Origin of the sequence: Dyella humi (genome assembly GCF_044904605.1) — a bacterium.
GTDB classification, from domain to species: domain Bacteria; phylum Pseudomonadota; class Gammaproteobacteria; order Xanthomonadales; family Rhodanobacteraceae; genus Dyella_B; species Dyella_B humi.
The window spans coordinates 572,347-596,638 of sequence record NZ_JADIKI010000021.1; the positions used below are offsets into that span (position 1 = coordinate 572,347).

At 60.7% G+C, this 24,292-nt stretch carries 21 protein-coding genes; 14 read left to right on the plus strand and 7 right to left on the minus strand.

Translation table 11 applies throughout. From position 1 onward, the window contains the following. Window positions 1-207 precede the first annotated feature (207 nt). Window positions 208-957 (plus strand): SDR family NAD(P)-dependent oxidoreductase, encoded by a 750-nt coding sequence (locus ISP18_RS03080; RefSeq protein WP_380016913.1) that lies wholly within the window; start codon window positions 208-210, stop codon window positions 955-957. A 45-nt stretch (window positions 958-1,002) separates the two neighbouring features. Next, window positions 1,003-1,542 (plus strand): carboxymuconolactone decarboxylase family protein, encoded by a 540-nt coding sequence (locus ISP18_RS03085; RefSeq protein ID WP_380016915.1) that lies wholly within the window; start codon window positions 1,003-1,005, stop codon window positions 1,540-1,542. 247 nt (window positions 1,543-1,789) lie between these two features. Here ISP18_RS03085 and ISP18_RS03090 read toward each other — a convergent pair whose 3' ends face one another. The 3 genes from ISP18_RS03090 to ISP18_RS03100 form a co-directional block, all read right to left on the minus strand. Continuing rightward, entirely contained in the window at window positions 1,790-2,470 is a 681-nt protein-coding gene (locus tag ISP18_RS03090; RefSeq protein WP_380016917.1) for a YoaK family protein, read from the minus strand. Window positions 2,471-2,479: 9 nt separating this feature from the next. After that, window positions 2,480-3,145, minus strand: a complete 666-nt coding sequence (gene lolA / locus ISP18_RS03095; protein ID WP_380016919.1) for an outer membrane lipoprotein chaperone LolA — start codon at window positions 3,143-3,145, stop codon at window positions 2,480-2,482. Between the two features lie 233 nt (window positions 3,146-3,378). Further along, on the minus strand, window positions 3,379-5,712 hold the full coding sequence (locus ISP18_RS03100) for a DNA translocase FtsK (RefSeq protein WP_380016921.1): 2,334 nt from the start codon (window positions 5,710-5,712) through the stop codon (window positions 3,379-3,381). 248 nt (window positions 5,713-5,960) lie between these two features. On the opposite strand from ISP18_RS03100, the gene trxB reads away from it, so the two are divergent. The 3 genes from trxB (at window position 5,961) to aat (ending at window position 9,054) form a co-directional block, all read left to right on the plus strand. Next, window positions 5,961-6,920, plus strand: a complete 960-nt coding sequence (gene trxB / locus ISP18_RS03105) for a thioredoxin-disulfide reductase (protein ID WP_380016923.1) — start codon at window positions 5,961-5,963, stop codon at window positions 6,918-6,920. Between the two features lie 257 nt (window positions 6,921-7,177). After that, window positions 7,178-8,317, plus strand: a complete 1,140-nt coding sequence (locus ISP18_RS03110) for a GNAT family N-acetyltransferase (RefSeq protein ID WP_380016925.1) — start codon at window positions 7,178-7,180, stop codon at window positions 8,315-8,317. Beyond that, window positions 8,314-9,054: a leucyl/phenylalanyl-tRNA--protein transferase gene (gene aat, locus ISP18_RS03115; protein ID WP_380016927.1), complete on the plus strand. Its 741-nt coding sequence runs from the start codon at window positions 8,314-8,316 to the stop codon at window positions 9,052-9,054. The genes ISP18_RS03110 and aat overlap by 4 nt, the downstream gene beginning before the upstream one ends. Window positions 9,055-9,094: 40 nt before the next feature. On the opposite strand, the gene ISP18_RS03120 is transcribed toward aat, so the two are convergent. Together ISP18_RS03120 and ISP18_RS03125 are read right to left on the minus strand one after the other, a co-directional pair. Beyond that, a complete protein-coding gene (locus ISP18_RS03120) occupies window positions 9,095-9,904 on the minus strand; it encodes an HD-GYP domain-containing protein (RefSeq protein ID WP_380016929.1) in 810 nt (269 codons plus the stop codon). Between the two features lie 261 nt (window positions 9,905-10,165). Further along, entirely contained in the window at window positions 10,166-12,103 is a 1,938-nt protein-coding gene (locus ISP18_RS03125) for an acetyl-CoA hydrolase/transferase C-terminal domain-containing protein (protein ID WP_380016931.1), read from the minus strand. 197 nt (window positions 12,104-12,300) lie between these two features. Here ISP18_RS03125 and ISP18_RS03130 point away from each other — a divergent pair, with 197 nt between their 5' ends. The 8 genes from ISP18_RS03130 (at window position 12,301) to ISP18_RS03165 (ending at window position 21,193) form a co-directional block, all read left to right on the plus strand. Next, window positions 12,301-12,525, plus strand: a complete 225-nt coding sequence (locus ISP18_RS03130) for a hypothetical protein (RefSeq protein ID WP_380016933.1) — start codon at window positions 12,301-12,303, stop codon at window positions 12,523-12,525. Then, window positions 12,526-12,786, plus strand: coding sequence for a hypothetical protein (locus tag ISP18_RS03135; protein ID WP_380016935.1), 261 nt, complete (start codon window positions 12,526-12,528; stop codon window positions 12,784-12,786). Window positions 12,787-13,144: 358 nt separating this feature from the next. Then, on the plus strand, window positions 13,145-13,888 hold the full coding sequence (locus ISP18_RS03140; protein WP_380016937.1) for a hypothetical protein: 744 nt from the start codon (window positions 13,145-13,147) through the stop codon (window positions 13,886-13,888). A 375-nt stretch (window positions 13,889-14,263) separates the two neighbouring features. After that, entirely contained in the window at window positions 14,264-14,995 is a 732-nt protein-coding gene (locus ISP18_RS03145; protein ID WP_380016939.1) for a hypothetical protein, read from the plus strand. Window positions 14,996-15,515: 520 nt separating this feature from the next. Then, a complete protein-coding gene (locus tag ISP18_RS03150; RefSeq protein WP_380016941.1) occupies window positions 15,516-16,265 on the plus strand; it encodes a hypothetical protein in 750 nt (249 codons plus the stop codon). Between the two features lie 225 nt (window positions 16,266-16,490). Next, a complete protein-coding gene (gene xseA / locus ISP18_RS03155) occupies window positions 16,491-17,855 on the plus strand; it encodes an exodeoxyribonuclease VII large subunit (protein ID WP_380016943.1) in 1,365 nt (454 codons plus the stop codon). A 255-nt stretch (window positions 17,856-18,110) separates the two neighbouring features. Continuing rightward, window positions 18,111-19,760, plus strand: a complete 1,650-nt coding sequence (locus ISP18_RS03160) for an acetolactate synthase large subunit (RefSeq protein ID WP_380016945.1) — start codon at window positions 18,111-18,113, stop codon at window positions 19,758-19,760. A 2-nt stretch (window positions 19,761-19,762) separates the two neighbouring features. Then, a complete protein-coding gene (locus tag ISP18_RS03165; RefSeq protein ID WP_380016947.1) occupies window positions 19,763-21,193 on the plus strand; it encodes an aldehyde dehydrogenase family protein in 1,431 nt (476 codons plus the stop codon). Between the two features lie 50 nt (window positions 21,194-21,243). Here ISP18_RS03165 and ISP18_RS03170 read toward each other — a convergent pair whose 3' ends face one another. Further along, window positions 21,244-22,203: an AraC family transcriptional regulator gene (locus ISP18_RS03170; RefSeq protein ID WP_380016949.1), complete on the minus strand. Its 960-nt coding sequence runs from the start codon at window positions 22,201-22,203 to the stop codon at window positions 21,244-21,246. Window positions 22,204-22,378: 175 nt separating this feature from the next. On the opposite strand from ISP18_RS03170, the gene ISP18_RS03175 reads away from it, so the two are divergent. After that, window positions 22,379-23,440 carry an NAD(P)-dependent alcohol dehydrogenase gene (locus ISP18_RS03175; protein ID WP_380016951.1) on the plus strand — a complete coding sequence of 354 codons (1,062 nt, stop codon included), beginning with the start codon at window positions 22,379-22,381 and terminating at the stop codon, window positions 23,438-23,440. Between the two features lie 46 nt (window positions 23,441-23,486). Here the strand turns inward: ISP18_RS03175 and ISP18_RS03180 are convergent, their stop codons facing one another. Next, window positions 23,487-24,245: a YdcF family protein gene (locus ISP18_RS03180; protein ID WP_380016953.1), complete on the minus strand. Its 759-nt coding sequence runs from the start codon at window positions 24,243-24,245 to the stop codon at window positions 23,487-23,489. Between the last annotated feature and the right edge of the window lie 47 nt (window positions 24,246-24,292).

The following is a 24,292-nucleotide window of genomic DNA, read 5'->3' on the forward strand; positions in this document are numbered from 1 at the left end:
CCTTCAAATGGGAAGTGCGGTCCATCTTGGTCATCCAGCTGTGCATGCGGAACGCAGGTACTACGCATAGCTTTCATTCCCATCGGGAATCCCACGCCACCTATTCCTGGCAGGACTTATAGCTATCACTCCGCGCTTTCTAGTGCGGCCCCGACCCGTGGCGCACAGTTCGCTCCACAGACATCCCACCCGCTTCAGGAGCCCATCATGAATACCCCTGTCGTATTGATCACCGGCGCACTCAGCGGTATCGGTCGCGCCACCGCCATCGCTTACGCCAAGGAAGGTGTGCGCATCGTGGTCAGTGGCCGACGCGAAGAGGCCGGCAACGCCCTCGCTGCGGAACTACAGGCCATGGGTGCGCAAGCCGAATTCGTGCGCGCCGACGTGCGCTTCGAAGCCGACGTGCAGAATCTCGTCGCGAAGACCGTTGCACGTTTTGGACGGCTGGATATCGCCATCAACAATGCCGGCACCGAAGGCCGGCTCGGCCCGATTACCGAACAATCCGTCGAAGATTACGAAAACACCTTCGCCAGCAACGTGCTCGGCACATTGCTGGCGGTCAAACATGAAGTGCAGGTGATGCAGACGCAGGGTTCCGGTTCGATCGTGAACCTGTCATCGATCGCCGGGAAAGTCGGCATTGCCGGCGCATCCGTCTACGTGGCGAGCGAGCATGCCATCGAGGGCATCACCAAGAGCGCTGCGCTCGAAGGCGCCGCTATCGGCATTCGCGTCAATGCCGTGGCGCCGGGCCCGGTGGCTACCGACATGCTCGACCGTTTCGTCGACAGCAACGAAGAAGCCAAGGCGCGTTTCCTTGACTCGATGCCTGCAAAGCGCGCCGCAGAGGTGGATGAAATCGTCCAGACCATTCTGTTCATCGCGGGCAACAAAGCGCGCTATCTCACAGGCCAGTCCATCGCCGTCGACGGCGGCTACACGGCGCAATAAGCCTTCGTCTTTTCCTATCTTGTTTCATCAACCAGGAGCACGATCATGACCATCATCAACGTCCCCACCCGTGACGAAGTCTCACCGGCCAACCAGGCGCTGTTCGACAACCTGAAGAAAAACCTTGGCATGGTTCCCAACCTGTACGCCACGCTCGCGCATTCCGAACACGCACTGGGTAACTACCTCGCCTTCCAGAACGCCAAGAGCAGTGTCACGGGCAAGGCTCGTGAAGTGGTCAACCTGGTCGTAAGCCAAGTCAACGAATGCGAATACTGTCTGGCTGCCCACACAGCGATCGGCAAGATGCATGGCTTCACCGATGCGCAACTGCTCGAAATCCGCAGCGGCACGGCGCACTTCGATGCCAAGCTCCATGCACTGACCCGCCTGGTCAAGAGCATCGCCATCGGGCGCGGTCATGCCGAACCTGCGCTGATCGACGCGTTCTTCGCGGCCGGCTGGAGCAAAGAAAATCTGGTCGACGTTATCGTGATCATCGGCGACAAGACCGTCACCAACTATCTGCATGCGGTAACCAAGGTGCCGGTGGATTTCCCTGTCGCGCCCAAGCTTGCGGCTTGATGCGCGGGACCATGCGTAGCGCATAGGTATCTACACAACTTTTCGTCGTGCTAGAGCTTGTCCGGTCGTCATTCCGGCGAAGGCCGGAATCCAGTTCAAGTACGCGTCCGAAGGACACAAAACTGCTTTTGAGTGCTTCGCACGGCGTATTAAAACTGGATTCCGGCCTTCGCCGGAATGACGACTGGGTGAGTTTGAACATAGAAGACGCGTGTAGATACCCGCGCCGTGGGAGAGAGGTTTTTATCTAGAGACCGCCGCCTGACTGCCGAAAGAAGAAATGGCGGTAGATCGCGTATCCAAGGCCCACCACTCCGATGAGCGTCGCGGGCACGAACAACACGCGCTCCTGAATGTGCAGGAAGCCCAAGGAACCCAGTATTGCCCCGAGAATGAAATTACCAGACACCAGCAGGCACACATGGATGCGCAGCGTATCCACTTTCAGGCCACGCAGGCGTTGACCGAGATACATGCCAAGGTCGGTGAAGATGCCGGATAGGTGCGTGGTGCGGAGCGTAGCGCCGCTGTACGTGCTCACCATGGCATTCTGCAAACCGCAGGCAGCGGAAGCCAGATAGAGACCGAGATCGTTGGCATCGTGAATCAGCGGCGTGGCCGCGAACAGCAGTAACGATTCGATCATCAACACCACGCCATAGCGGCGGCCAAGCTGCAGCGTGCGTTGTTCGACGATGAAACCGCTCACCATTGCGCCGATCAGAAACGAAGCGATGCTCATCGCCCAATGCAGCGCTTCGGGCAGATCGCCATGCGCCATTGCAATGCCGAGCACAGTGCTCGTGCCGGTGAGGTGCGTAATCGGCTGGTGCCGAAAACACAGATAGCCGACCGCATTGATGCAACCGGCGACCAGCGCCAACAAACCGCCGCCGATCCATGCCCAACGCGGCAGTTGGCGGATCATGCGAAGGTGTCAGTTCTTCAGCGGCTGCGTGGTCAGTTCCGGCAGATCGCCGATCACGTCTGCGCCCTTGGGCGGCGTGAAGTTGAAATCCTGCGCAGGGATGTCCGGATTGCGCTTCCAGTTCAAGAAACGGATGTCGGTGATGGCGCCAAGCTGATCCTTGAACTGCATGCGCGCCAGGCCGTTCGCATCGAAGCCAAGATCGGCGTAGTTGAATTGCGGATCCTTCGCGGTGGAGGTGAGCCGCAGCCACACCAGGCCATCGTGCTCGCCCTGCTCGATAACGTGGAATTCCTTGTCAAGTTGCGAGAGATCAGTGAGCACGGTCAGCGGGCTGTGCGATTCCTCGGTGTCCTGCCGACGCACGGTGACCTGTTCCAGGTCCGGGTCGTACAACCACACGCGGCTACCGTCGGCGACGATGGTCTGCTTGTACGGCGCCAGCGTATCCCAGCGAAACTGGCGCGGTGCTTCCAGCACCAATGCGCCATTGCTAGTTTTGCCGGCCTTACCGTTGGGGTCGGTCAACGTCTGCGTGAAGTTGCCGGAGAGAGCGTGCAGTCCTTGGGCGAATGCATCGAGCCGCGCACGCGCCGGGCCGGTGGCGGCTTGGGCGATGCTACTTGCGAGCATGATCAGCGCGGCAAGAAAAGCTGCAAAGTGGAAGCGTTTCATGGATTCCTGTTCCTGATGTACCGGATGCGGCGAGTGTGCGGCTGGGAGGCTTAATGCAGGTGTGATGAAACTTTCCTGAGTGAGCCCCTCTCCCTCCGGGAGAGGGTGCCGAGAGGCGGGTGAGGGTTCGGGCGGAGCGCGATGATGGCCTCTCGGTCGAGACTCCAAAGTCACGCTTCGATCGTACCCTCACCCCAACCCCTCTCCCGGAGGGAGAGGGGCTAGTTGGCACCTCAATGCTTCGGCGGCGGCGGCGCCAGCACTTCACGGTTGCCGTTATGCAGCGGCGCGCTTACCACACCATCCTGCTCCATCTGCTCGATCAGACGCGCGGCGCGGTTGTAGCCGATGCGCAGATGGCGCTGCACACCGGAGATCGACGCACGGCGCGTTTCGGTGACGATGCGGACGGCCTTGTCGTAGAGCTGCGCCTCGGCGTCGCCGCCTCCTTCCTCGCCATCCTGCGGCAGGCCGGATTCGTTGATGAACTTGCCGTCGCTGGTGGCCTGCACTTCTTCCAGCACGCCTTCGATGTATTGCGGCGCGCCCTGCGACCTCAGCCAATTGACCACGTTGTGCACTTCATGGTCGTCGACGAAGGCGCCGTGCACGCGGTCAGGCGTGGCGGTGCCGGGCGGCAGGTAGAGCATGTCGCCGTGGCCGAGCAGGGTTTCCGCACCGGATTGATCGAGAATGGTGCGCGAGTCGATTTTGCTCGATACCTGGAACGCGATGCGCGTAGGAATGTTGGCCTTGATCAGGCCAGTGATCACGTCTACCGACGGGCGCTGCGTGGCGAGGATCAAGTGCACGCCCGCGGCGCGCGCCTTCTGCGCCAGACGGGCAATGAGTTCTTCCACCTTCTTGCCGACGATCATCATCATGTCGGCGAACTCGTCGATGATCACGACGATGTACGGCAGCGGCTCCAGCGGCTCGGCCACCTGGTTGGGCATGTCGGGATTCGCCTTGAACAACGGATCCACGATAGGTTGCCCGTTGTTCTCGGCATCCTTGATTTTCTTGTTGAAGCCGGCGAGGTTGCGCACGCCCACCGCGGCCATCAGCTTGTAGCGGCGCTCCATTTCGGCCACGCACCAGCGCAGCGCGTTGGCGGCTTCCTTCATGTCCGTGACCACCGGCGCGAGCAGATGCGGAATGCCTTCGTAGACCGAAAGCTCCAGCATCTTCGGGTCGATCATGATCATGCGCACGTCTTTGGCGCTGGCCTTGTACAAAAGGCTCAGCACCATCGCGTTCACCGCCACGGATTTACCGGAACCCGTGGTACCGGCCACCAGCAAGTGCGGCATCTTGGCCAGATCGGCCACCATTGCACGACCGCCGATGTCCTTGCCCAACGCCAACGTCAGCGGCGATTTCTGCTGGTCGTATTTGTCGGAGCGGAGGATTTCGGAGAGATAGACGATCTGCTTCTTGGCGTTGGGAATTTCCAGGCCAATCACGTTCTTGCCCGGAATCACGTCGACCACGCGCACGCTGACCACGGAAAGGCCGCGCGCGATGTCCTTGTCCAGGCTTGATACCTGGCTGCCGCGCACGCCCGCAGCCGGTTCCAGTTCGAAGCGGGTGATCACCGGGCCGGGATACACGCCCACCACCTTGGCCTCGATCTTGAAGTCCTTGAGCTTTAGCTCGACTTGGCGCGACAGCACTTCCAGCGTTTCTTCCGAATAGCCCGGGCCCTGCACCGGCGCTTCGTCCAGCAACGACAGCGGAGGCAGTTCACCCGGCTGCGCAGCGCCGACGAACAGCGGAATCTGCGTTTCCACGCGCGCGCGTTCGCTCTTTATCACCGGCGCGGCTGGCGCCTCGATGCGTACCGGTTCGCGCTTGGCCTGCTTGATGGCTTCGGTCTTCTTCACCACTTCGCGCTCGACGCGCGCCTGATGCGCGGCGATCACTTCTGGCGCGCTGCGCAGCTTACCGCCGAACCAGCCGGCGAGCTTCAGTACACCCTGCCCAATCAGATCCATCAGCTTGAACCAGGAAAGCCCTGTGGCAAAGGTAATCGCGACAAGGAAGATCGCCAGCAGAAACAGCGGCGCACCCTTCTCGCCGAAGGCACTAACCAGGCCATGGCCGATTCCACGGCCGATCACACCACCCGGCCCTTCCGGGGCCATCGTGCTATCCCGGAAAATGATCCAGCAAAGCCCCGGCGCTGTGATGAAGAAGAACACCGAGCCGATCAGCCGCAGCGATGGTTCCCATGGCTGCACGCTGCGCATGCCGTGGTTGCGCAGCACCTGCACGCCCAGGAACAGCAGCAGCAAGGGGAAGCAATACGCCACGCTGCCGAACAAATAACGAAGCAGATCCGCGATATAGGCGCCGACAGTGCCGCCGAGGTTATGCACATGGCCGCTGGTATCGGCGTGCGACCAGCCTGGATCGGCTGCGTCGTAGCTGAAGAGGCACACCAGCAGGTACAGCGCCAACGGCAACAGCAACAGCGCGCCCGCTTCGCGCAGGCGGCGCTTCACTTCCTCGCTGAGGCCGGTCTTTTCCTTTGTTTTTCGTACGTTTGCGCTGCGCGCGGCCACCGGGGTGTGTTTCCTTCAGATTCGTATGGATATACGCGATGCAGTGTAACAAGGGGTGCGGGATCAATAGCGAGGGCGCAAGTCATGTCGTCCACAGGTCAGGTTCAGAAACGACGCCCGCAAGTCAACCTTGAATAGACCCTGCGACTTCCCCATCCTTGCGGACTCCCCGGACGGCCCGTGAAGGCCTTTCCGCAATCCAAGAACCATCCTGACAAATCGCCAGCAACCCCTTAAGGATTATAGCAATGACCACCCCCAAACATAGCCGGCTGCTGATCCTCGGCTCCGGTCCTGCCGGTTACACCGCCGCGGTGTACGCCGCGCGTGCCAACCTCAAGCCGACCATGATCACCGGCATGCAGCAGGGTGGACAATTGATGACCACCACGGACGTGGACAACTGGCCTGGCGACGTGAAGGGTGTGCAAGGCCCGGAACTGATGCAGCGCATGGCCGAGCATGCCGAGCGCTTCGAGACGGAAATGGTGTTCGACCACATCCACTCGGTGGACCTCAAGCAGCGCCCGTTCCGCCTGAAGGGCGACTCGGGCGAATACACCTGCGACGCGCTGATCATTGCCACCGGCGCCACCGCCAAGTACCTGGGGATTCCCAGCGAGGAGCACTACAAGGGCAAGGGCGTATCGGCCTGCGCCACCTGCGACGGCTTTTTCTTCCGCGACCAGGACGTGGTCGTCGTCGGCGGCGGCAACACCGCGGTGGAAGAAGCGCTGTACCTGGCCAACATCGGCCGCAAGGTGTACCTGGTACATCGCCGTGACAAGCTGCGTGCCGAGAAGATCATGCAGGACAAGCTGTTCGAAAAAGCCGCCCACGGCAAGATCGAGCTGGTATGGAACCACAGCATTGCCGAAGTGCTCGGCGACGCATCGGGCGTGACCGGCGTGCGCGTGAAGGATGTCGACAGCGGCGTCACGCGCGACATCGAAGCCACTGGTTTCTTCGTCGCGATCGGTCACACGCCGAACACCGGTATATTCGAAAGCCAGCTCGATATGCACGACGGGTACATCAAGATCCGCAGCGGGCTGGAAGGTATGGCGACGATGACCTCGGTACCCGGCGTGTTCGCCGCGGGCGACGTGGCCGATCATGTGTATCGCCAGGCGGTGACGTCGGCGGGTTTCGGCTGCATGGCGGCGCTGGATGCGGAGCGGTGGTTAGATCAGAACGGGAAGGTTTGAGACTCTTGCTCCCTTCCCCATGAAGGTCACGGGATCTACAACTTCTCGATATGCCTAATTGCGCCTCACCGTCATTCCGGCGAAGGCCGGAATCCAGTCTAAATACACTGTGCGAAGCACTCAAAACCGTTGCTGTGTCCTTCGGATGCATGTTTGAACTGGATTCCGGCCTTCGCCGGAATGACGATGCGGCACGATCCAGCTCTATGGAGAGTGGTACAGGTAGCTGTGCTTTTTGGGAAGGGAGCTAAAAAGCAGTGATCGAAGCCCGCTTCCACGACAGCATCGACGATATCCCCGCCACAGCTTGGGACGCATTGCGTCCCGACGACAATCCCTTTCTTTCGCACGCCTTCCTCGCCGGCCTCGAACGCAGCGACTGCATTCGTCCCGAATGGGGCTGGCAGGCGCATCACCTTGGGCTTTATCGCCACAGCACCTTGATCGCAGCCGCACCGCTGTACCTGAAAGGCAACTCGCATGGCGAGTTCGTGTTCGATTGGAGCTGGGCCAGCGCGTGGGAAAACGCGGGCGGCCAGTACTATCCCAAGTTGCTCAACGCAGTGCCCTACTCGCCCGTCACCGGGCCGCGCCTGCTCGTGGGTACCGATCCCGCGCAAGCGCTCGCCTTGCGCGAACTGCTGGTGGATGCCATGCAGCAACAGGCGGCGCGACTGCAGCTTTCCTCCGTGCACACCAACTTTCTCACCGAAGAAGACCTGCCCGCCTTCGGTGATGATTGGATGGGGCGCAGCGACGTGCAGTTCCATTGGCACAACCAGGGCTATGCCGATTTCGAAGCATTTCTGGCCGCGTTGAACCACAAGAAGCGGAAGAACATCCGGCACGAACGTAAGCGCGTGGCCACGCATGGGCTGCAAATCGGTATGGTCGGTGGCGCAGAACTGAGCATGCGCGAATGGCGGCGAGTGCACGCGCTTTATACCGACACATTCGATGCCAAGGGCAATCACGCCGCGCTTACCGAAGCATTCTTCCAATACCTGCGCAAGGAATTCGGCAACGCGGTACAGCTCGCACTGGCGCGGCAAGACGATGAGATCGTCGCGATGGCGCTGATGCTCCGCAGCGCCACCACTTTGTACGGCCGCTATTGGGGCGCCAGCGTGGACCTGCCAGATCTGCATTTCGAGCTGTGCTATTACCAGGGCATCGATTACGCGATCACGCACGGATTACAGTGTTTCGAACCCGGCGCGCAGGGTGAACACAAGTTGGCCCGTGGCTTCCTGCCCATACGCACGCATTCGCGCCATTACCTGCTGCATGAGGGCTTTCGCAGTGCCGTACGCCGAGCGCTTGCGCACGAATGCGAGAGCATGGACGCTTATGCCGAGGAACTACTCGAACATAGCCCTTACGCCCAGCCACCATGATTCGCCTGCCACGGCTCGACGACCACGCCCCGGACCGCTTCCCCGATCCGCGCCATGCCCTCATCGAACCCAATGGCCTACTTGCGTTTGGCGGCGATCTTTCTCCGCCGCGGCTACTGACGGCGTATGCACACGGCATCTTTCCCTGGTTCAACGAAGGCGAACCGATCCTGTGGTGGTCGCCCGACCCACGCTGCGTGTTTCATACCGATCGCCTGCGTCCCAATCGCAGCCTGCGCCGGGTGCTAAAAGACAAGGCATGGCACGTTACCGTGGACCGCGCCTTCCGCCCGGTAATGGAAGCCTGCGCCGCGCCGCGGCCCGGCCAGTTCGGCACATGGATTAGCCCGGCAATGATCGACGCCTACGACGCGCTGCACGACCTGGGCTTCGCACATAGCGTAGAAGTGTGGGAACAGGAGCGCCTGGTGGGCGGCATTTACGGCGTTTCCATCGGGCGGTTGTTCTGCGGCGAATCGATGTTCAGCGCGGAGAGCGGTGGATCGAAGCTGGCCTTGTGTGCGCTGGCCGCGCTGCTGCGGGAATGGGAGTTTCCGCTCATTGATGCACAGGTGAGCAATCCGCATTTGCTTGGGCTGGGGGCGGTGGAAATGTCGCGCGACGCGTTCCTTGGAGAAGTCGCGGCATTGGCTTGCGCGTCGTTCGATCAGGGCCGATGGCAGAAGCTGCCCGTTGTTCCTGCGCAATGCATTCTGGATGGGAGGTCTTTTACGTGATGGGATTGCTCGCGTCGGTGAAGCAACCTCGCGTAAATGCCTATGAATTGAGCGCCAACGCTTTCAATTCTGCATAGTTGTCGAGAAACAACTGCACCAGATACGGGTCCAGTTGACCTCCTGCCGCATCGCGCAGATAGTGCAGCACGTCCGGCTCAGGCCATGCGGGTTTGTAGACGCGCGGAAAGCTCAGCGCATCCCATACGTCCACCACACTGAAGATGCGCGCCGCGAGGGGAATCTCCTCGCCTTTCAATCCCTGCGGGTAACCGGTGCCGTCCCAGCGCTCATGGTGACTGTATGGGATGGCGCTCGCGCCGCGCAGAAAATCGATCCGCTGCAGCATGTCGTAGCCCATGTGCGGATGCGTGCGCATCAGTCGCGTTTCGTCCTCATCCAGCTTACCGGGCTTGATCAGGATCGCATCCGGCAAAGCGAGCTTGCCGATATCGTGCAGCAGCGCGCCGAACTTCACATCGCGCAAGGCTTCATCATTCAGCCCGGCTCGGCACGCCAGGCCGAGCGCCATGCGTACCACGCGCTCGGAATGGTCGCTGGTTTCCTTGTGCCGGATATCCATGGCTTCCACCAGCACGCGCAAAGCTTGCTCGTGACTGTCGAGCAGACGGTGATTGGCTTCCGCCAGTCGGTGAACCGTGCGACCGATCATCCAGTACAGCAGCAGTCCTGTGCCAAGAACGAACAGCCAGCCCTTCAATATCTGATAGAACACGATGCGCCGTGGATCGTGCACCAGGGCACCCAGCAGATGCCCGGAGAACCAGATATATATCGCCGAGACCAGCACATAGGTGCCGGCGGTACGTAGCTGTGGACTGAGTCTTTTCACGGTCAGTGCGCGTTATGCGAGCAACCCTCGCAATTCGAGCTTGGTCCGTTCACCCATGCGAACCGGGTGCAGCGCCATGTCATTGCGCCGGCGCAAACGCTGTCACGAACTGATACCAAGGTCACGACCTTGTTCCCCCTGGAACGTCATCGAAAGGGCATTCTGCCACCCGCGAAGTGAAGCATGCTGTGCGGCTTTGCGCAAATTATCCGACGATTCTTTTTTACGTGGGTCGCAGCAGTGCTGGCGCCGATCACGTCATCAGCGCCGCAGCGCTGTCTGCAACAAGCGACGCTGCAAGCGATCCGTCAACTTGAGCGCCGTGGCCAAGCCCATGCGATCCAGCGCGGCCGCTTCTTCCGCAGTCGCTTCACCGGGCTTGCATAGCGCTTTGAACAATTGCCAGCGACCCTTCCATGTGGCACTGGACGATTGCAGCCATTCCAAAGCAGGCACCAGGCGCTGTTCGACTTCGGTGAAATCGCTGCCGAACGGAAACCTCGGCAATAAGCCCTTTTGCATCGGCTTGGCCAAGGCTTCGTGCAGTGCTTCGGGGCGATGCTTGCGCCAGGCTTCGGGAATCTTGAAATCCGCGGCCAGTTTGCCGTGCGATTTGGCTTCCGCCGCCAGCGCGTCGATAAAGCGCGCGTCACTGATCGCCAGCATGGCCTCGATGCATTCGCTGTCGCTCTTGCCGCGCAGATCAGCCGCTCCGTACTCGGTCACCACGATGTCGCGCAGGTAGCGGGGAATGGTGGTTTGCCCGCCATGCCAGCGGATATTGGTTTCCACGCCGCTTTTGCCAATGCGTGTCGCGCGCTGCAGCAGCACGGAACGGCCATCGGGCAACTCGTGCGCCATGGCGACGAAGTTGTATTGACCGCCTACGCCGCTCACCACGCGGCCGTCTTCCAACGTGTCGGAAACGGCCGCGCCGAGCAGCGTGGACATCATGCAGGTGTTGAAGAAACGCGCACCGCGTCGTTGCAGCATGGCCAGCGCCTGATGATCGCCGTACAGCTGGTTGACGTTGGATACCGGGCACATGTCGATCGCGTCGGGATCGCTGCCCGTGGTGGTTTCCAGCCAGTCGTAGAGTTCGCGCGAGCCGAGGAAGAAGGCACCGCGCAGGTAGTGTCCGCCGGGCACATCGCCCGGCAACCGTCCTGCGGCGGCGGCACGTTCCAACGCGAGGTTATCCCAGCTGCGCCGCTTGAGAATGCCGGCCTTGGCCAGATACATCAGGCCGTCCATGATCATTTCGCTGCAGCCGTACAAGCCGGTCTTGAAGCCGCCGAGGCCGCCGATACGCGCGGCAAGCGCGTGCGTGGCGCCGCGCGGATCGAGCGCGAGCAGCGTCTTGCGCCAAGAGACGTTGTCCTGATGTCGCAGCAGCAATCCTTTGACCAGCGCGTCGGACAACGCGCCGATGCCGATCTGCAGGCAGCCGCCATCTTTCACCAGCGCACTGGCATGCAAGCCCAGCGCGTATTCGACGGTATCCACCGGCATGCGCGGCACGGCAAACAGCGGTGGCGAGGATACCGGCGCAAGTTCGATGTCGAAGAAATCCTGCGACACTTCCGCCGCACCGGCGATGTACGGCAACGCGGGATGAACCACCGCCACACACAACGGCCGTGCCTTGCCCGCCGCCTTCACGCGATCGAGAAAATCCAGCGTGAGATCGGGATTGCACGACAGGCTGTAACGCACACCGGCAGGCGTTTCTCGACGCGAGACGAGTTGCACCAGCAGGTTGATGTCCTGCACCACCAGATCGCGCGCCACGTGCGTGTAGTTCTGGCTGATGTAGTTGCGCTGCGCGCTGGCCGAATGCAGCAGCGCGCCCGATTGCATGTAGAACTCGTGCACCGCTACGTTCGGTGGCAGCTTGCCGTGTATCTGGTCGATCGCATACTGCGGGTCGACGTAGTCGGTGCCGAATTGGCGCTCCACGAAGGGATCGAGAAAGCGCGCCTCCAGCCCGTTCTTCGCCCGCGGACGGGTCAGTGATAAGGCGGTGTACAAGGTCATCGATCGCCAGGTGTCGGCCAGCATCAGGCCGTACAGCGCATTGAGCAATCCATGCGGCTTGCCAAGGCCCAACGGCGCCGCCACGCGCAAGTCGGCTCCCAGCCGCTCGACGATCAGCTGCGCGCACGCATCGATGTCCGTAAAGCGCTGCTCTGGCAACATGGCTTGATCATGCCAGAAGTTGAGGAATGGGGAATGCTCCTCACCGAAGCCCATGTAATCTTCAAGGCCGTCATTCCCGCGAAAGCGGGAATCCATCTTGCTTTTGGGCATTAAAAAATGGATTCCCGCTTTCGCGGGAATGACGGCCATGGGGATTATGAACTGTCCTTATTCTCCGCTCCTTAATACTCCCCCGCATGTCCTCCCCTTCCGCACCAAACCGGGTACTCGCCGAACAGGCATTGAGCCGCGCCGCCGGTGCGCCCCTGTTGGGTGGCAACAAGGTCGATCTGCTGATCGACGCGCAACAGCACTTCGATGCCTGGCTGACCGCCATCCGCAGCGTGGCATTGCGTGGTACTGGAGAACTACATCGTCCGCGACGACAAAGTAGGCCGCGCGTTTCGGGATGCCTTGGTTGAGTGTGCGCACAGCCGCAAAATGTCGGCGGCAGTTCCGGCCGCACCGCCACCGCCGGCGCGCTGCGCATCGCCAACACCATGGGAGCGGCGCTCACCGATCGCCGCGTGCTGGACGATATCGAAACCGGTGCGCTGCTGAGCGTCACGCTGCTGCTCATGGCGCTCGCGGTGATCGCTGCGCTGTGGCCCGTCGTGGTGGCCTGGCCGCTCGCGGCGATTTCCATCTGGTTGGTGATCAATACCTGCATTCGTGCATGGTGAAGGCGAAAGCGGCATTTGCGGCGGCGGCGCGAAATGCACGAATCCGACGACACATGATCGCGCCTCGTGTCACTTCCCAATAACCCTAACAACAAGGGAAGTTGGAAGTGAGGCGACAGTTGAAAAAGGGGGACAGGTTGCTCGCTGCTTTTCATCAGGACACATACACGGAACATTGAGTTGGTCCTGATTACTCTTCGCCCGAGCAAACAGGGCGAACTTTTTGATTTGGTACATGCGTAACCCGCCAGTCTGCTCGACTCGCCGGGGATATTCAGGCGGCTTTACGAAACGCGTTGCACCCCGCCGATTGTGCTCGGCTCATTCAACGCTGTCGTAGCCAAACGAGGAGACACTTATGAAGTCGCACCTCAAGAACACGTCCATCTTCAAGATGGGCGCTACCAAGGCGATCCATGTTCTGACTGTCGCAGGCGTGACAGTGCTAGCGGCACTTCTGGTTTCCATCCCAGCACCCGCTTCAGCGACTACCCCGGTTGCACTTCAATGTCAGGTGAGTACAAGCGGTACTAGCAACACCATCGCCTGCTCCGGCACGCTTCCACCCGATGTCACCGGAGTCTTGAATTGCCAATCGCCAAACGTGGTCAGCGACAATAACGGGGCGTTTACCGTCGCCCCAGCCAATTGCTCCGGCAACGCCTCGCTCGCAGGGGTCAACGTGACCGGAACACTAAGCGCCACCGTTCTCACCATCGACTCCAACAGTGGGGTGATTACTGCGAGCCAGGGGACTGGCACACTCACCTATAGCCAGGGCCTATCAAGCCTGACCGCGAGCTGCCAAGGCGCGCTCCTCTCGCAGACTTTGTCGCCGCTTGCACTCAACATTTCGGACGGCACGTGTAACGTCAACGTCGGCGTGCTCGGCATCGGTACTGCACAGATCACTACGCAGGGCGGGTCGATCAGCGCAACGACGTCACCGCCCTTGATCCTGTCGATCAATAGTCCGACGGCTAGCGTCAAAACCTCTGTGCTCGGCCTCGTCTTAAATATCACCTGCGGCGAGTCCATTAACGTCAACTTGAACCAGCTCATACCGATCACCGTCCCACTAGCTCCTTGCGGCGGGTCGTAAGCGTCTGCACGCAAGCTCGGTCAAACGAGTAGGTTGGGGTGAGGGAATGCCGAACCCCAACATTGCCATGTGTGTGGATCATCCAATGTTGGGGTTCACGTTCGCTCACCCCAGCCTATGTCGCCAGGAATGACGAGGCGACAGCTGTAAAACGGGGACAGGTCACGCCCCGCTCTTCGTCGCAGCACATATACGGAACCTTTAGTTGACCCTGGTTACATTCCGTCAGAGCAGACAGGGCGACCCTTTCGATGTGCGCGATTCGTCAAGTCTGCTCGCCCCCGGGGATATTCAGGCGTCCTTACAAAGCGTATTACACCCGCCGATTGTGCTCGGCTACCTAACGCTGTCTTACACCATATCGAGGAGGCACCTATGAAGCTGCACTCCATTTTCAAGTTGAACGCGGCCAGTGCACTCAGTGTGCTGGCTATCGCAGCTTTGACTGCATCAGCTGCACTTCTGAGCTTTATCCCGGTCCGCGCTGCAGCGGCACCTACCCTTGCGCTGCAATGCCAGGTGAGTCCCGACCAGAACGGCGTGGGCGTCACCCTCAGTTGCAACGGCGAGCTTCCCGATGGCAGCAACATCAACCTAGTTTGCAACGCTGGGGTGATCACCGAGAACAATGGCGAATATAAAGCCGGAGGAGGAACTTGCAACATCGGCGCCGGGCTCGCAGGGATCACCTTATCAGCAACCCCGGACGGCTTCATTCTTGTCACTCCGAGCACAGGAACGATAATCGTGACCAATGGAGGGGAAACCGTTACCGTCAATGGTCTCCTGGCAAGCGCGGCTGTATCCGCCTACGGCCAGGGCATCACGGTGACCTTGTCGCCGCTTTCAGTCAGCGTCCTGAATACCGAGATCACTACCTCCGTCAAACTGCTAAACACTATCAACGTTGCAAGTATTGCCGTTCAAGGTAACGTGGCGTCGGTCGGTATAAACGGCTCTACTCTCACAATCAGCGGCCCTAATCTCAGCTACAACGGCGATGTAGCTGGCCTCATTTTGTTCACCGGTGCTTGTAACAACACCGTTACGGCCAATCTCGGCCTGCTCATCCCAATCGTCGCTCCGGCACTCTCTTGCGGCATATAAGGCATAAGATTGGACTATTAAGCCTTCACGAACTGCAAACCACGCGAGCTAAAGCCGGAAATACCTTGCACTGACCGGCGTTGGTTGTAACCCGGTCAGTGCGACTCCTGAGCAAACGGCATTTGAAGCGTCTGCGCGAAATGCACGAATCCGATGAGTAAATGTAGGTTGGGGTGAAAACCCTAATATCGGGATGTTCACTCATGGCGCTATTGGGATTTGCACCCCAGCCTCGTGTCACTTTCCGGTAGCCCCGCACAACAAGGGAAATTGGAAGTGAGGCGACAGCCGTAAAACGGGGACAGGTTGCACTCTGCCTTCTATAACAGCACATATACGGAGCGTTGAATTAGCCCTGGTTACGCTGCTTGCGAACAGACAGGGCAACCCTCCATCGTGTGCGATCCGCCAAGTCTGCTCGACCCAGCCGGGGATATTCAGGCGTACTTACGAAGCGTGTTACACCCGCCGATTATGCTCGGCCATTTAACGCTGTCGTAGTCATATCGAGGAGGCACTTATGAAGCTGCACCTCAAGCGTATGTCCATCTTCAAGTTGAAGGCAACCAGAGCGCTCAGTGTGCTGGCTGTCGCAGCTTTGGCGGTATCGGCCACACTTCTGAGTTCCATCCCTGTACGCGCTCAAGCGGCAAGCTCCGTTCCACTTCAATGCCAGGTGAGTAGCCAGGTCGGTACCAACGGTATTAGCTACGCCATCGTCTGCAGCGGCACGATTCCCGGTGGCAGCGTAGCCTTGAATTGTCAGTCACCAAATGCGATCAGCGACAACAACGGCGTGTTCACCGTCGCGGGAAGTTGCTCCGAAACCATCGCGCTTGCAGGGGCCAACATACCTGTAACGGTGAGCGGCACCGGCATCGAGATCAATTCGAATAACGGATCGATCACTGTGGCCAGTGGGGCTGCCACAGTTACCCTTGATGATGGCCTGTCAAGCGCGACTGCGTCGTGCAGCGGAGCCGCCCTCTCGGAGACCTTGTCTCCGCTTACGTTCAACAACCCAGGCACGTGCAGCGTCGCCACCAGCGTGCTCGGTATCGGTACTGCACAAATTACTGGCACTGGCGGTTCAACAATCAATGTGACCAACTCACCGAACCTGGTTCTCACGATCAACAGCCCTAGCTTCACCGTCAGTGCTTCGTTGCTCGGCCTCATCAATACGAGCACCACCTGCGGCACCTCTGTTGCCATCAATTTAAGCCAGATCTTCCCCATCACCATTCCCGCCCTTTGCAGCGGGTCGTAAACGTCTGCACGCAGCCTCGGTCAAACGAGTAGGTTGGGGTGAGGCGAATGCCGAACCCCAACGTTGCCATGCGCATGGACCATCCGATGTTGGGGTTCGCGTTCGCTCACCCCAACCTACCTCGCCTGCAATATCAGTCGCTTACTGAACGTGAATGATGCGTCGCCTGCACATCGTGCGCCAATGCAATGTTCCCCAAGCCTTTCGTGCTAGTCTCCCGCCTCCATGCACGCGCCCGACGACTTCAACGAAGGTGCCGGCCAGCCGCCCCGGCACGTACTTACGCCCAGCACGCTCAACCGGCTGGTGCGCGGTCTGCTGGAAGATGCGCTGCCGCTGGTGTGGATCGAAGGCGAGTTGTCCAATGTGGCGCGGCCGGCTTCCGGTCATTTGTATTTCACGCTGAAGGACAGCACGGCGCAGGTGCGCTGCGCCATGTTCAAGCCCAAGAGCGCGTGGCTACGTTTCAAGCCCACCGACGGTATGCACGTGTTGCTGCGCGCGCGGGTTGGTCTGTACGAACCGCGCGGCGAATTCCAGCTCGTGGCCGAACACATGGAGCCGGCCGGCGAAGGTGCGCTGCAACGTGAATTCGAACGGCTGAAGGCGCAGTTGGATGCCGAAGGATTGTTCGCACAGGAACGCAAGCGCGCCCTGCCTCGCTTCGCGCGTCGCATCGGCGTGATCACATCCGCTACCGGCGCGGCGATTCGCGACGTGCTCAGCGTGCTGGCACGCCGCTGGCCGCTGGTCGATGTCGACGTATTGCCTGTGCCCGTACAAGGCCGCGAAGCGCCGCCGGCCATCGTATCGATGCTGCGCAAGGCTTCCGCCAGCGGTCGTTACGACGTGATGCTGCTGACGCGCGGCGGCGGTTCGCTGGAAGATCTGTGGGCCTTCAACGATGAACAGGTGGCGCGCGCCATTCACGCCAGTGTCGTACCGGTAGTCAGCGCGGTAGGTCACGAGATTGATTTCAGCATTTCCGACTTCGTTGCCGATTTGCGCGCACCCACGCCATCCGCTGCGGCGGAATTGCTGGTTCCCGACATCCTTGCGCAACGGCGGCATCTTGAACAGTTGCGCCAGCGCCTCGCCGCCATCCATGAGCGCCGCCTGCATGCGCATATCCAGCGCATCGATCACCTACTGGCGCGTCTACAGGCGCAGCGACCTCAGGCTCGACTGGCGCGCGATCGCGACCGCTTGCAGCAATTGCATCGTCGCCTGCTTGCCTGCCATTCGGCGCAGTTCACACGCAAGACGACTCGACTCGATCGCGTCTATGCACGCCTGCTCGCACAACATCCACGCCAACACGTGATGCTGTTGCGGCAGCGACTCGAACAACACGCCCTGAACCTTCGGCACTTGATCCAGTACAGGCTGCAGCGGGAACGCCTGAATCTGCAACATGCCGCTCGTACGATGCATGCATTAAGCCCGTTGGCCACGCTGGAACGCGGCTATGCGATCTTGTTCGATGCGGAGGGTAAGGTGCTGCATTCGGCGCAGAACGTTGCCGTGGATACGCCGTTGCGCGCGAAGTTGGCGGATGGTGAGTTGGCGTTGCGGGTTAGCAAGGAATAACCAACTTCTCGGCGCGGCTTATTTTGCCTCACCGTCATTCCGGCGCAGGCCGGAATCCAGTTTAAATATGCGTCCGAAGGACACAAAAACTGATTTTGAGTGCTTCGCACGACGTATCTAACTGGATTCCGGCCTTCGCCGGAATGACGAAATCAAACCCTGCGGCAGATCCATTCTTCACACGAATCAAACGCATCCCCGCACGAATCGAACATTGGAGTAGATATAGCATCTGTATCTTCAAGGAGATGGTGCATGAAAGCTGCATCCCTGTTCGTTAAAGCTTTGGAAGCCGAAGGCGTGAGCCTCATCTTCGGCGTGCCGGGCGAGGAAAACCTCGATATGGTCGAGGCGCTGCGCGAATCGTCCATCAAGTTGATCGTCACACGCCACGAACAGGCGGCCGGCTTCATGGCGGCGACCTGGGGACGGCTTACCGGTGAAGCAGGCGTGGCGCTGTCCACTCTGGGCCCGGGCGCCACCAACCTGGTGACGGCCGCGGCATACGCCCAGCTCGGCGCCATGCCGATGCTGATGATCACCGGCCAGAAACCCATCCGCACGCACAAGCAGGGCTTGTTCCAGCTGGTCGACGTAGTAGACATGATGCAGCCGCTGACCAAGTACACACGGCAGATCGTGTCGGCGGAGACGATTCCGGCGCGCATCCGCGAAGCGTTCCGCCGCGCCGAAGAAGAACGCCCCGGCGCAGTGCACCTGGAATTGCCGGAAGACATCGCGCGCGACAAGGTTGAAGATTACATTTTGCTGCCCACCGAGTACGCGCGCCGGCCATCACCCGACGATGCGGCACTGGTGCAAGCGGCCGAAGCCATCAGCAATGCGAAGCGTCCGATCCTGATGATCGGCGCGGCCTCCAATCGCCAGCGCACCGCGGTCGCCTTGCGCGCCTTCATCGACAAGCTCGGCATCCCTTTCTTCACTACGCAAATGGGCAAGGGCGTGGTGGATGAGGATCATCACCTGTGGCTCGGTAATGCCGCGCTTTCCGACGGCGATTTCGTGCATCGCGCCATCGACGCGGCGGACGTCATCGTCAACGTCGGGCACGACGTGGTGGAAAAGCCGCCGTTCTTCATGCAGCGTGGACGGCGCACCGTCATCCACATCAACTTCTCGTCGGCGGAAGTGGATACGGTGTATTTCCCGCAGATCGAAGTGGTGGGTGATATCGCGCATACGGTGGAACGGCTGACCGATGCGTTGAGCCCGCAGGAACACTGGGATTTCCGCTATTTCAACAAGGTGCGCGAGGCTTTCCAGGCGCAGCTTGGCCAGTACGCCGACGAAGCGCGCTTCCCGATGCATCCGGTACGCGTCGTGGCCGACACGCGCCGCTACATGCCCGATGACGGCATCCTGTGCCTGGACAACGGCATGTACAAGCTGTGGTACGCGCGCTATTACAAGGCGCGCCAGCCCAACACCGTGCTGCTCGACAACGCGCTGGCCACCATGGGTGCCGGACTACCTTCCGCCATGGCCGCGAAAATGGTGTATCCGGAACGCAAAGTGCTAGCGATCTGCGGCGACGGCGGCTTCATGATGAATGCGCAGGAGCTGGAAACGGCGGTGCGCCTGAAGCTGGACCTGGTGATCCTGCTGCTGCGCGACGACGCTTACGGCATGATCCGCTGGAAGCAGGCCGAGATGGGTTACGCGGATTTCGGCATGCAGTTTGGCAATCCCGATTTCGTGCGCTTTGCCGAGGCGCATGGTGCGCACGGACATCGTCCCGAGAGCGCGGACGAATTCCTTCCCATATTGAAACAGGCCTTCGATCAGGGCGGTGTGCACCTGATCGACCTGGTCATCGACTATTCCGACAATCATCGCGTGCTCGACGAGGAAATCCGTCGTTTGAGCGCAGCCGTGAAGGAGTGATCATGCTCGAGAAAACCTATCCCTACTACCTCGCCAACGAACCGCGCACTTCCTCGACCATGATGGAGGTGTACGACAAGTACAGCGGCGAAATCGCCACGCGCGTGGCCATGCCGGACGAGCAAGCCACGGAGGAAGCAATCCGCGCTGCCGTGCAGGCGGCCGGCCCGATGAAGGACTTCCGCCCCTGGGCACGGCAAGCTGTGCTGCAGCACTGCGTGACGCGCTTCCAGGAACGGTACGACGAACTGGCCATGGCGCTGTGCATCGAAGCCGGCAAGCCGATCAAGGATGCGGCTGGCGAAGTCACGCGCTTGATCGAAACCTTCCGCATCGCTGCGGAAGAAGCGGTACGCGTGAACGGTGAAACCTTGAATCTGGAACTTGCCTCGCGCCTGGACAACTATCACGGCTACACGCGGCGTGTGCCGTTGGGGCCGGTGTCGTTCATCACACCGTTCAATTTCCCGTTGAATCTAGTGGCGCACAAAGTGGCGCCGGCGATCGCCGCGGGCTGTCCATTCGTGTTGAAGCCTTCGGAGAAAACGCCGATCGGCGCACTGATCATCGGCCAGGTGCTGGCGGAAACCGATCTACCCAAAGGCGCGTTTTCCGTGCTGCCGCTGGATGGTAAGCACGCCACGCCGCTGGTGGAAGACGAACGACTGAAGCTGCTTTCCTTTACCGGTGGACAGATCGGCTGGGATTTGAAAGCGCGCGCTGGCCGCAAGAAAGTCACTCTCGAACTGGGGGGCAACGCGGCTTGCATCGTGGATGCCGATCAGCATGCGCATCTGGACAAGGTGGTCGAACGGCTGATCTTCGGCGCGTTCTATCAATCCGGACAAAGCTGCATCAGCGTACAGCGCATCTATGCGCACGTATCGCTTTACGAAGAGCTGAAGCAGCGCCTGGTCAATGCGGTGAAGCAGCTCAAGGCCGGCGATCCAAAGGACAAGAATGTCTTCCTTGGGCCGATGATCGACGAGGCCGCCGCGCAGCGTCTGGAAGGCTGGATCAACGAGGCACAGCAAGCTGGCGGCAAGCTCCTGTGCGGTGGTAAACGCAAGGGCAACATGCTGGAAGCCACCTTGATGGAAAACGTGCCGAAGGACACCAAGGCCAACCGCATGGAAGCGTTCGGGCCGTTTGCCATGCTGGTGCCGTTCGAACGCATCGACGACGCCTTCGCGCTGGTCAACGATTCGGACTACGGCTTGCAGGCCGGCATCTTCACCGACAGCCTCGATCATGCGATGCGCGCGTGGAACGAACTGGAACAAGGCGGCGTGATCGTCAACGACGTGCCGAGTTTCCGCGTGGACAACATGCCGTATGGCGGCGTGAAGCTCTCCGGCATCGGGCGCGAAGGCGTGCGGTATGCGATCGAGGATATGACGGAGATTCGGTTGATGGTGGTGCGGGGGGCTTGACCCTCGCGCCATACATCGTAGGTTGGCGGTGAGCGTATGCGAACCCCAACCTACGCAGAAACATCAAGCTCCGCGCATTCTCCAAGCGGCGCCATCGCCCGCAACCGCATCACATCCCGCAACGGCGGCGCGCCATGCTGCCGACTGTATTCACGACTGAACTGCGAAGGGCTTTCATACCCGACACGATGCGCAGCAGTCGCCACATCGCAACCTTCGGTTAGCAGCAGGCGGCGCGCTTCATGCAGGCGCAGCACTTTCTGATATTGCAGCGGACTCATCGCGGTGATCTGGCGGAAATGGTGATGCAGCGACGACGCGCTCATGTTCACCATGCTGGCTAGTTCGGCGATGCGCAGCGGCCTGTTGTAGTGCTGCCGCAGCCAATGGATCGCCCGCGCAATCTGCTGCCCCTGCCCGCCCGCCGTGGCGATCTGCGCCAAGCGCGTGCCCTGTTCGCCGGTGAGCAGTCGGTAGATCAGTTCGCGTTCGATCAGCGGCGCCAGCAGTGGCAGGTCGTCAGGCGCATCGAGCAGGCGTACCAGGCGCAACAAGGGATCGAGCACGTCCGCGCTCGCCGGACTCAAGGCGATACCGCGCGCGGTGACCGTGGTTGATTTGGGCAGCTTCACTTCGGACAACCACTCACCGATGCGTACCGGATCCAGGCGCAGGGTGATGCACAGGCACGGCTCCTGCGGCGAGGCGCGCACCACCTGCGCGGTGACCGGCACGTCGATCGAATTGATCAGGTAATGTCCGTATTCCTGCTCGAAGCGGTCCTCACCCACCAGCACGTGCTTGTTGCCCTGGAGCAGCAGACCCAGGCAAGGCTCGTACATGGCGCAGCTGCGGTCGCTGGGTGCGTCCGCGCGAAAGAACGACAGGGCTGACCAGGCTGTGCCGGTCACGCCTTCGACCTGAGCGTATCGTTCAACGAGGGCTGTCAATTCCTCGTAGCTCTGCTCGAGGCGGCTTGGTATCTCGATCGGCTTGAGCTGGCTGTTCATGCGGGAAAGCACTTGTCGATAACGAGCGCAGATTGCCTGTTCCTGCAGACCATGGCGAGTGCCGAGGGGGCAATTTGCAGGATCATGCAAGCATTCAGCAGGATTCGGCTACCGCGATTTTGCTGCACTGCGCATACTTTCGCCCCGATGCCTTCCTTCCCTTCCGGAGAACCGCATGACCCTCAGCATCCGCGGCTATGCCGCGCACTCGGCCACCACCCCGCTCGCCCCGCACCAGTTCGAACGGCGCGACCCGCGCGCGGACGACGTGGTGATCGACATTCTTTACTGCGGCGTTTGCCATTCCGACATCCACCAGGCCCGCAATGAGTGGGGCGGCTCCCAGTATCCGCTGGTGCCCGGCCACGAAATCATCGGCCGGGTGGCTTCGGTAGGTGCGGAGGTCACCGGCTTCAAGCCCGGCGACATGGTCGGCGTGGGCTGCATGGTCGACTCCTGCCAGCATTGCGACGCCTGCAACCAGGGCCTGGAGCAGTACTGCAAGGAGATGCCAACCTTCACCTACAACAGCATCGACCGCCAGGACGGCCGCATGACCTACGGCGGCTATTCCGAGCGCATCGTGGTATCCGACAAGTTCGTGCTGCGCGTGCCCGACGGCGTCGACCCGAAAGCCGCCGCGCCGCTGCTATGCGCCGGCATCACCACCTGGTCGCCACTGCGTCACTGGAACATCGGCGAAGGCCACAAGGTGGCGATCGTCGGGTTGGGTGGCCTCGGCCACATGGGCCTGAAATTTGCCAAGGCGCTCGGCGCGGATGTCACGCTGTTCACCCGCTCGCCCGGCAAGGAAGAAGAAGCGCGCCGGCTGGGCGCCGATCACGTAGTGCTGTCCACCGACCCGAAGCAGATGCAGGCCGTCGCCGGTCACTTCGATTTCATTCTCGACACGGTGCCGCACCAGCACGATCTCAACCCCTACCTCGCCACGCTGAAGTTGGATGGTGTGCACGTGCTGGTGGGCCTGGTGGAACCGATCAATCCGCCGGTGCATGCGGGCGGGCTGATCTTCGGCCGTCGCTCGCTGGCCGGTTCGCTGATCGGTGGCATTCCCGAAACGCAGGAAATGCTGGATTTCTGCGCCAAACACGGCATCGGCTCGGATGTTGAGATGATCACCATACAGGACATCAACACCGCTTACGGACGCATGCTCAACAGCGATGTGCGGTATCGGTTCGTGATCGACATGGCGTCGTTGAAGAACGCGGCGTAATCCGATGTATCCCCTCTCCCTTTTGGGAGAGGGGATACATGTGCGATCAAGGCGCCCCATACCTGCTTGGCGGCGCATTCCACCCAAACGCGTTGTACATGTAATACGTAAGCACGCCCAGGTATTCGTGCGAGGCGGCTTCCGTCAGTGACATGTTCCAGCCGTTCGGGAACCAAGTGAGTCTTGCATCCAGATAATCGGCACGCACCGGCAGCGCATCGATGCCGAAATGCTCGAAGAACTTTTGCGCACGGCGCAGATGCACGGCGGACGACACCAGCACCACACGCTGGGGCGCATACGCTTTCAACATGGGCTGCACGAACTGCGCGTTCTGCCAGGTGTTGAAACTGCGCGTTTCGAGCATGAGGTCGGAACGATCAACGCCCATACCCAGCAACACCTCGCCATAGGCCGCCGCTTCCGTCGTGCCGTTGCGGAACGGATCGCCGCCGCTGACGATCAGCTTGCAATCGTTGCCGCTCTGCTTGCACGCACGGTATAGCGTGTAGCCTTCCGTCAATCGCCCGCCAGCGAATACTGTGGGACCGACTTCCCCCGTGGCGGCGACGCGCGACGTGCCAACGCCCAGCACCACGATCGCATTGCGTGAGGCCCAGGTCACCGTGGGCCGGGTCGCATATGGCGCCTGCAGATGCACCAGCAACCACGCCGGCAAAGGTCCGCAGCCGCTCGCCACGAACAGCACGAACGCCAAGCCGTAGAACACCCAGCCGCCACGGCCGCGGCGAATGCGGCTCACCGCAAAACCCAGCACGCAAAGCAGAAACAGCAGTAACAACATGCGCGCCCATTCCCGTCAAAAAGCGAAAGCGTAGCGCAAGTCGTACG

What these genes read in the sequence shown, in the direction of transcription:
- ISP18_RS03080 (WP_380016913.1), top strand. Translation starts at nt 208, where the DNA reads ATGAATACCCCTGTCGTATTGATCACCGGCGCACTCAGCGGTATCGGT.
- ISP18_RS03085 (WP_380016915.1), top strand. Translation starts at nt 1,003, where the DNA reads ATGACCATCATCAACGTCCCCACCCGTGACGAAGTCTCACCGGCCAAC.
- ISP18_RS03090 (WP_380016917.1), bottom strand. Translation starts at nt 2,470, where the DNA reads ATGATCCGCCAACTGCCGCGTTGGGCATGGATCGGCGGCGGTTTGTTG.
- lolA (WP_380016919.1), bottom strand. Translation starts at nt 3,145, where the DNA reads ATGAAACGCTTCCACTTTGCAGCTTTTCTTGCCGCGCTGATCATGCTC.
- trxB (WP_380016923.1), top strand. Translation starts at nt 5,961, where the DNA reads ATGACCACCCCCAAACATAGCCGGCTGCTGATCCTCGGCTCCGGTCCT.
- aat (WP_380016927.1), top strand. Translation starts at nt 8,314, where the DNA reads ATGATTCGCCTGCCACGGCTCGACGACCACGCCCCGGACCGCTTCCCC.
- ISP18_RS03125 (WP_380016931.1), bottom strand. Translation starts at nt 12,103, where the DNA reads ATGTTGCCAGAGCAGCGCTTTACGGACATCGATGCGTGCGCGCAGCTG.
- ISP18_RS03130 (WP_380016933.1), top strand. Translation starts at nt 12,301, where the DNA reads ATGTCCTCCCCTTCCGCACCAAACCGGGTACTCGCCGAACAGGCATTG.
- ISP18_RS03140 (WP_380016937.1), top strand. Translation starts at nt 13,145, where the DNA reads ATGAAGTCGCACCTCAAGAACACGTCCATCTTCAAGATGGGCGCTACC.
- ISP18_RS03145 (WP_380016939.1), top strand. Translation starts at nt 14,264, where the DNA reads ATGAAGCTGCACTCCATTTTCAAGTTGAACGCGGCCAGTGCACTCAGT.
- ISP18_RS03150 (WP_380016941.1), top strand. Translation starts at nt 15,516, where the DNA reads ATGAAGCTGCACCTCAAGCGTATGTCCATCTTCAAGTTGAAGGCAACC.
- xseA (WP_380016943.1), top strand. Translation starts at nt 16,491, where the DNA reads ATGCACGCGCCCGACGACTTCAACGAAGGTGCCGGCCAGCCGCCCCGG.
- ISP18_RS03160 (WP_380016945.1), top strand. Translation starts at nt 18,111, where the DNA reads ATGAAAGCTGCATCCCTGTTCGTTAAAGCTTTGGAAGCCGAAGGCGTG.
- ISP18_RS03165 (WP_380016947.1), top strand. Translation starts at nt 19,763, where the DNA reads ATGCTCGAGAAAACCTATCCCTACTACCTCGCCAACGAACCGCGCACT.
- ISP18_RS03170 (WP_380016949.1), bottom strand. Translation starts at nt 22,203, where the DNA reads ATGAACAGCCAGCTCAAGCCGATCGAGATACCAAGCCGCCTCGAGCAG.
- ISP18_RS03175 (WP_380016951.1), top strand. Translation starts at nt 22,379, where the DNA reads ATGACCCTCAGCATCCGCGGCTATGCCGCGCACTCGGCCACCACCCCG.
- ISP18_RS03180 (WP_380016953.1), bottom strand. Translation starts at nt 24,245, where the DNA reads ATGTTGTTACTGCTGTTTCTGCTTTGCGTGCTGGGTTTTGCGGTGAGC.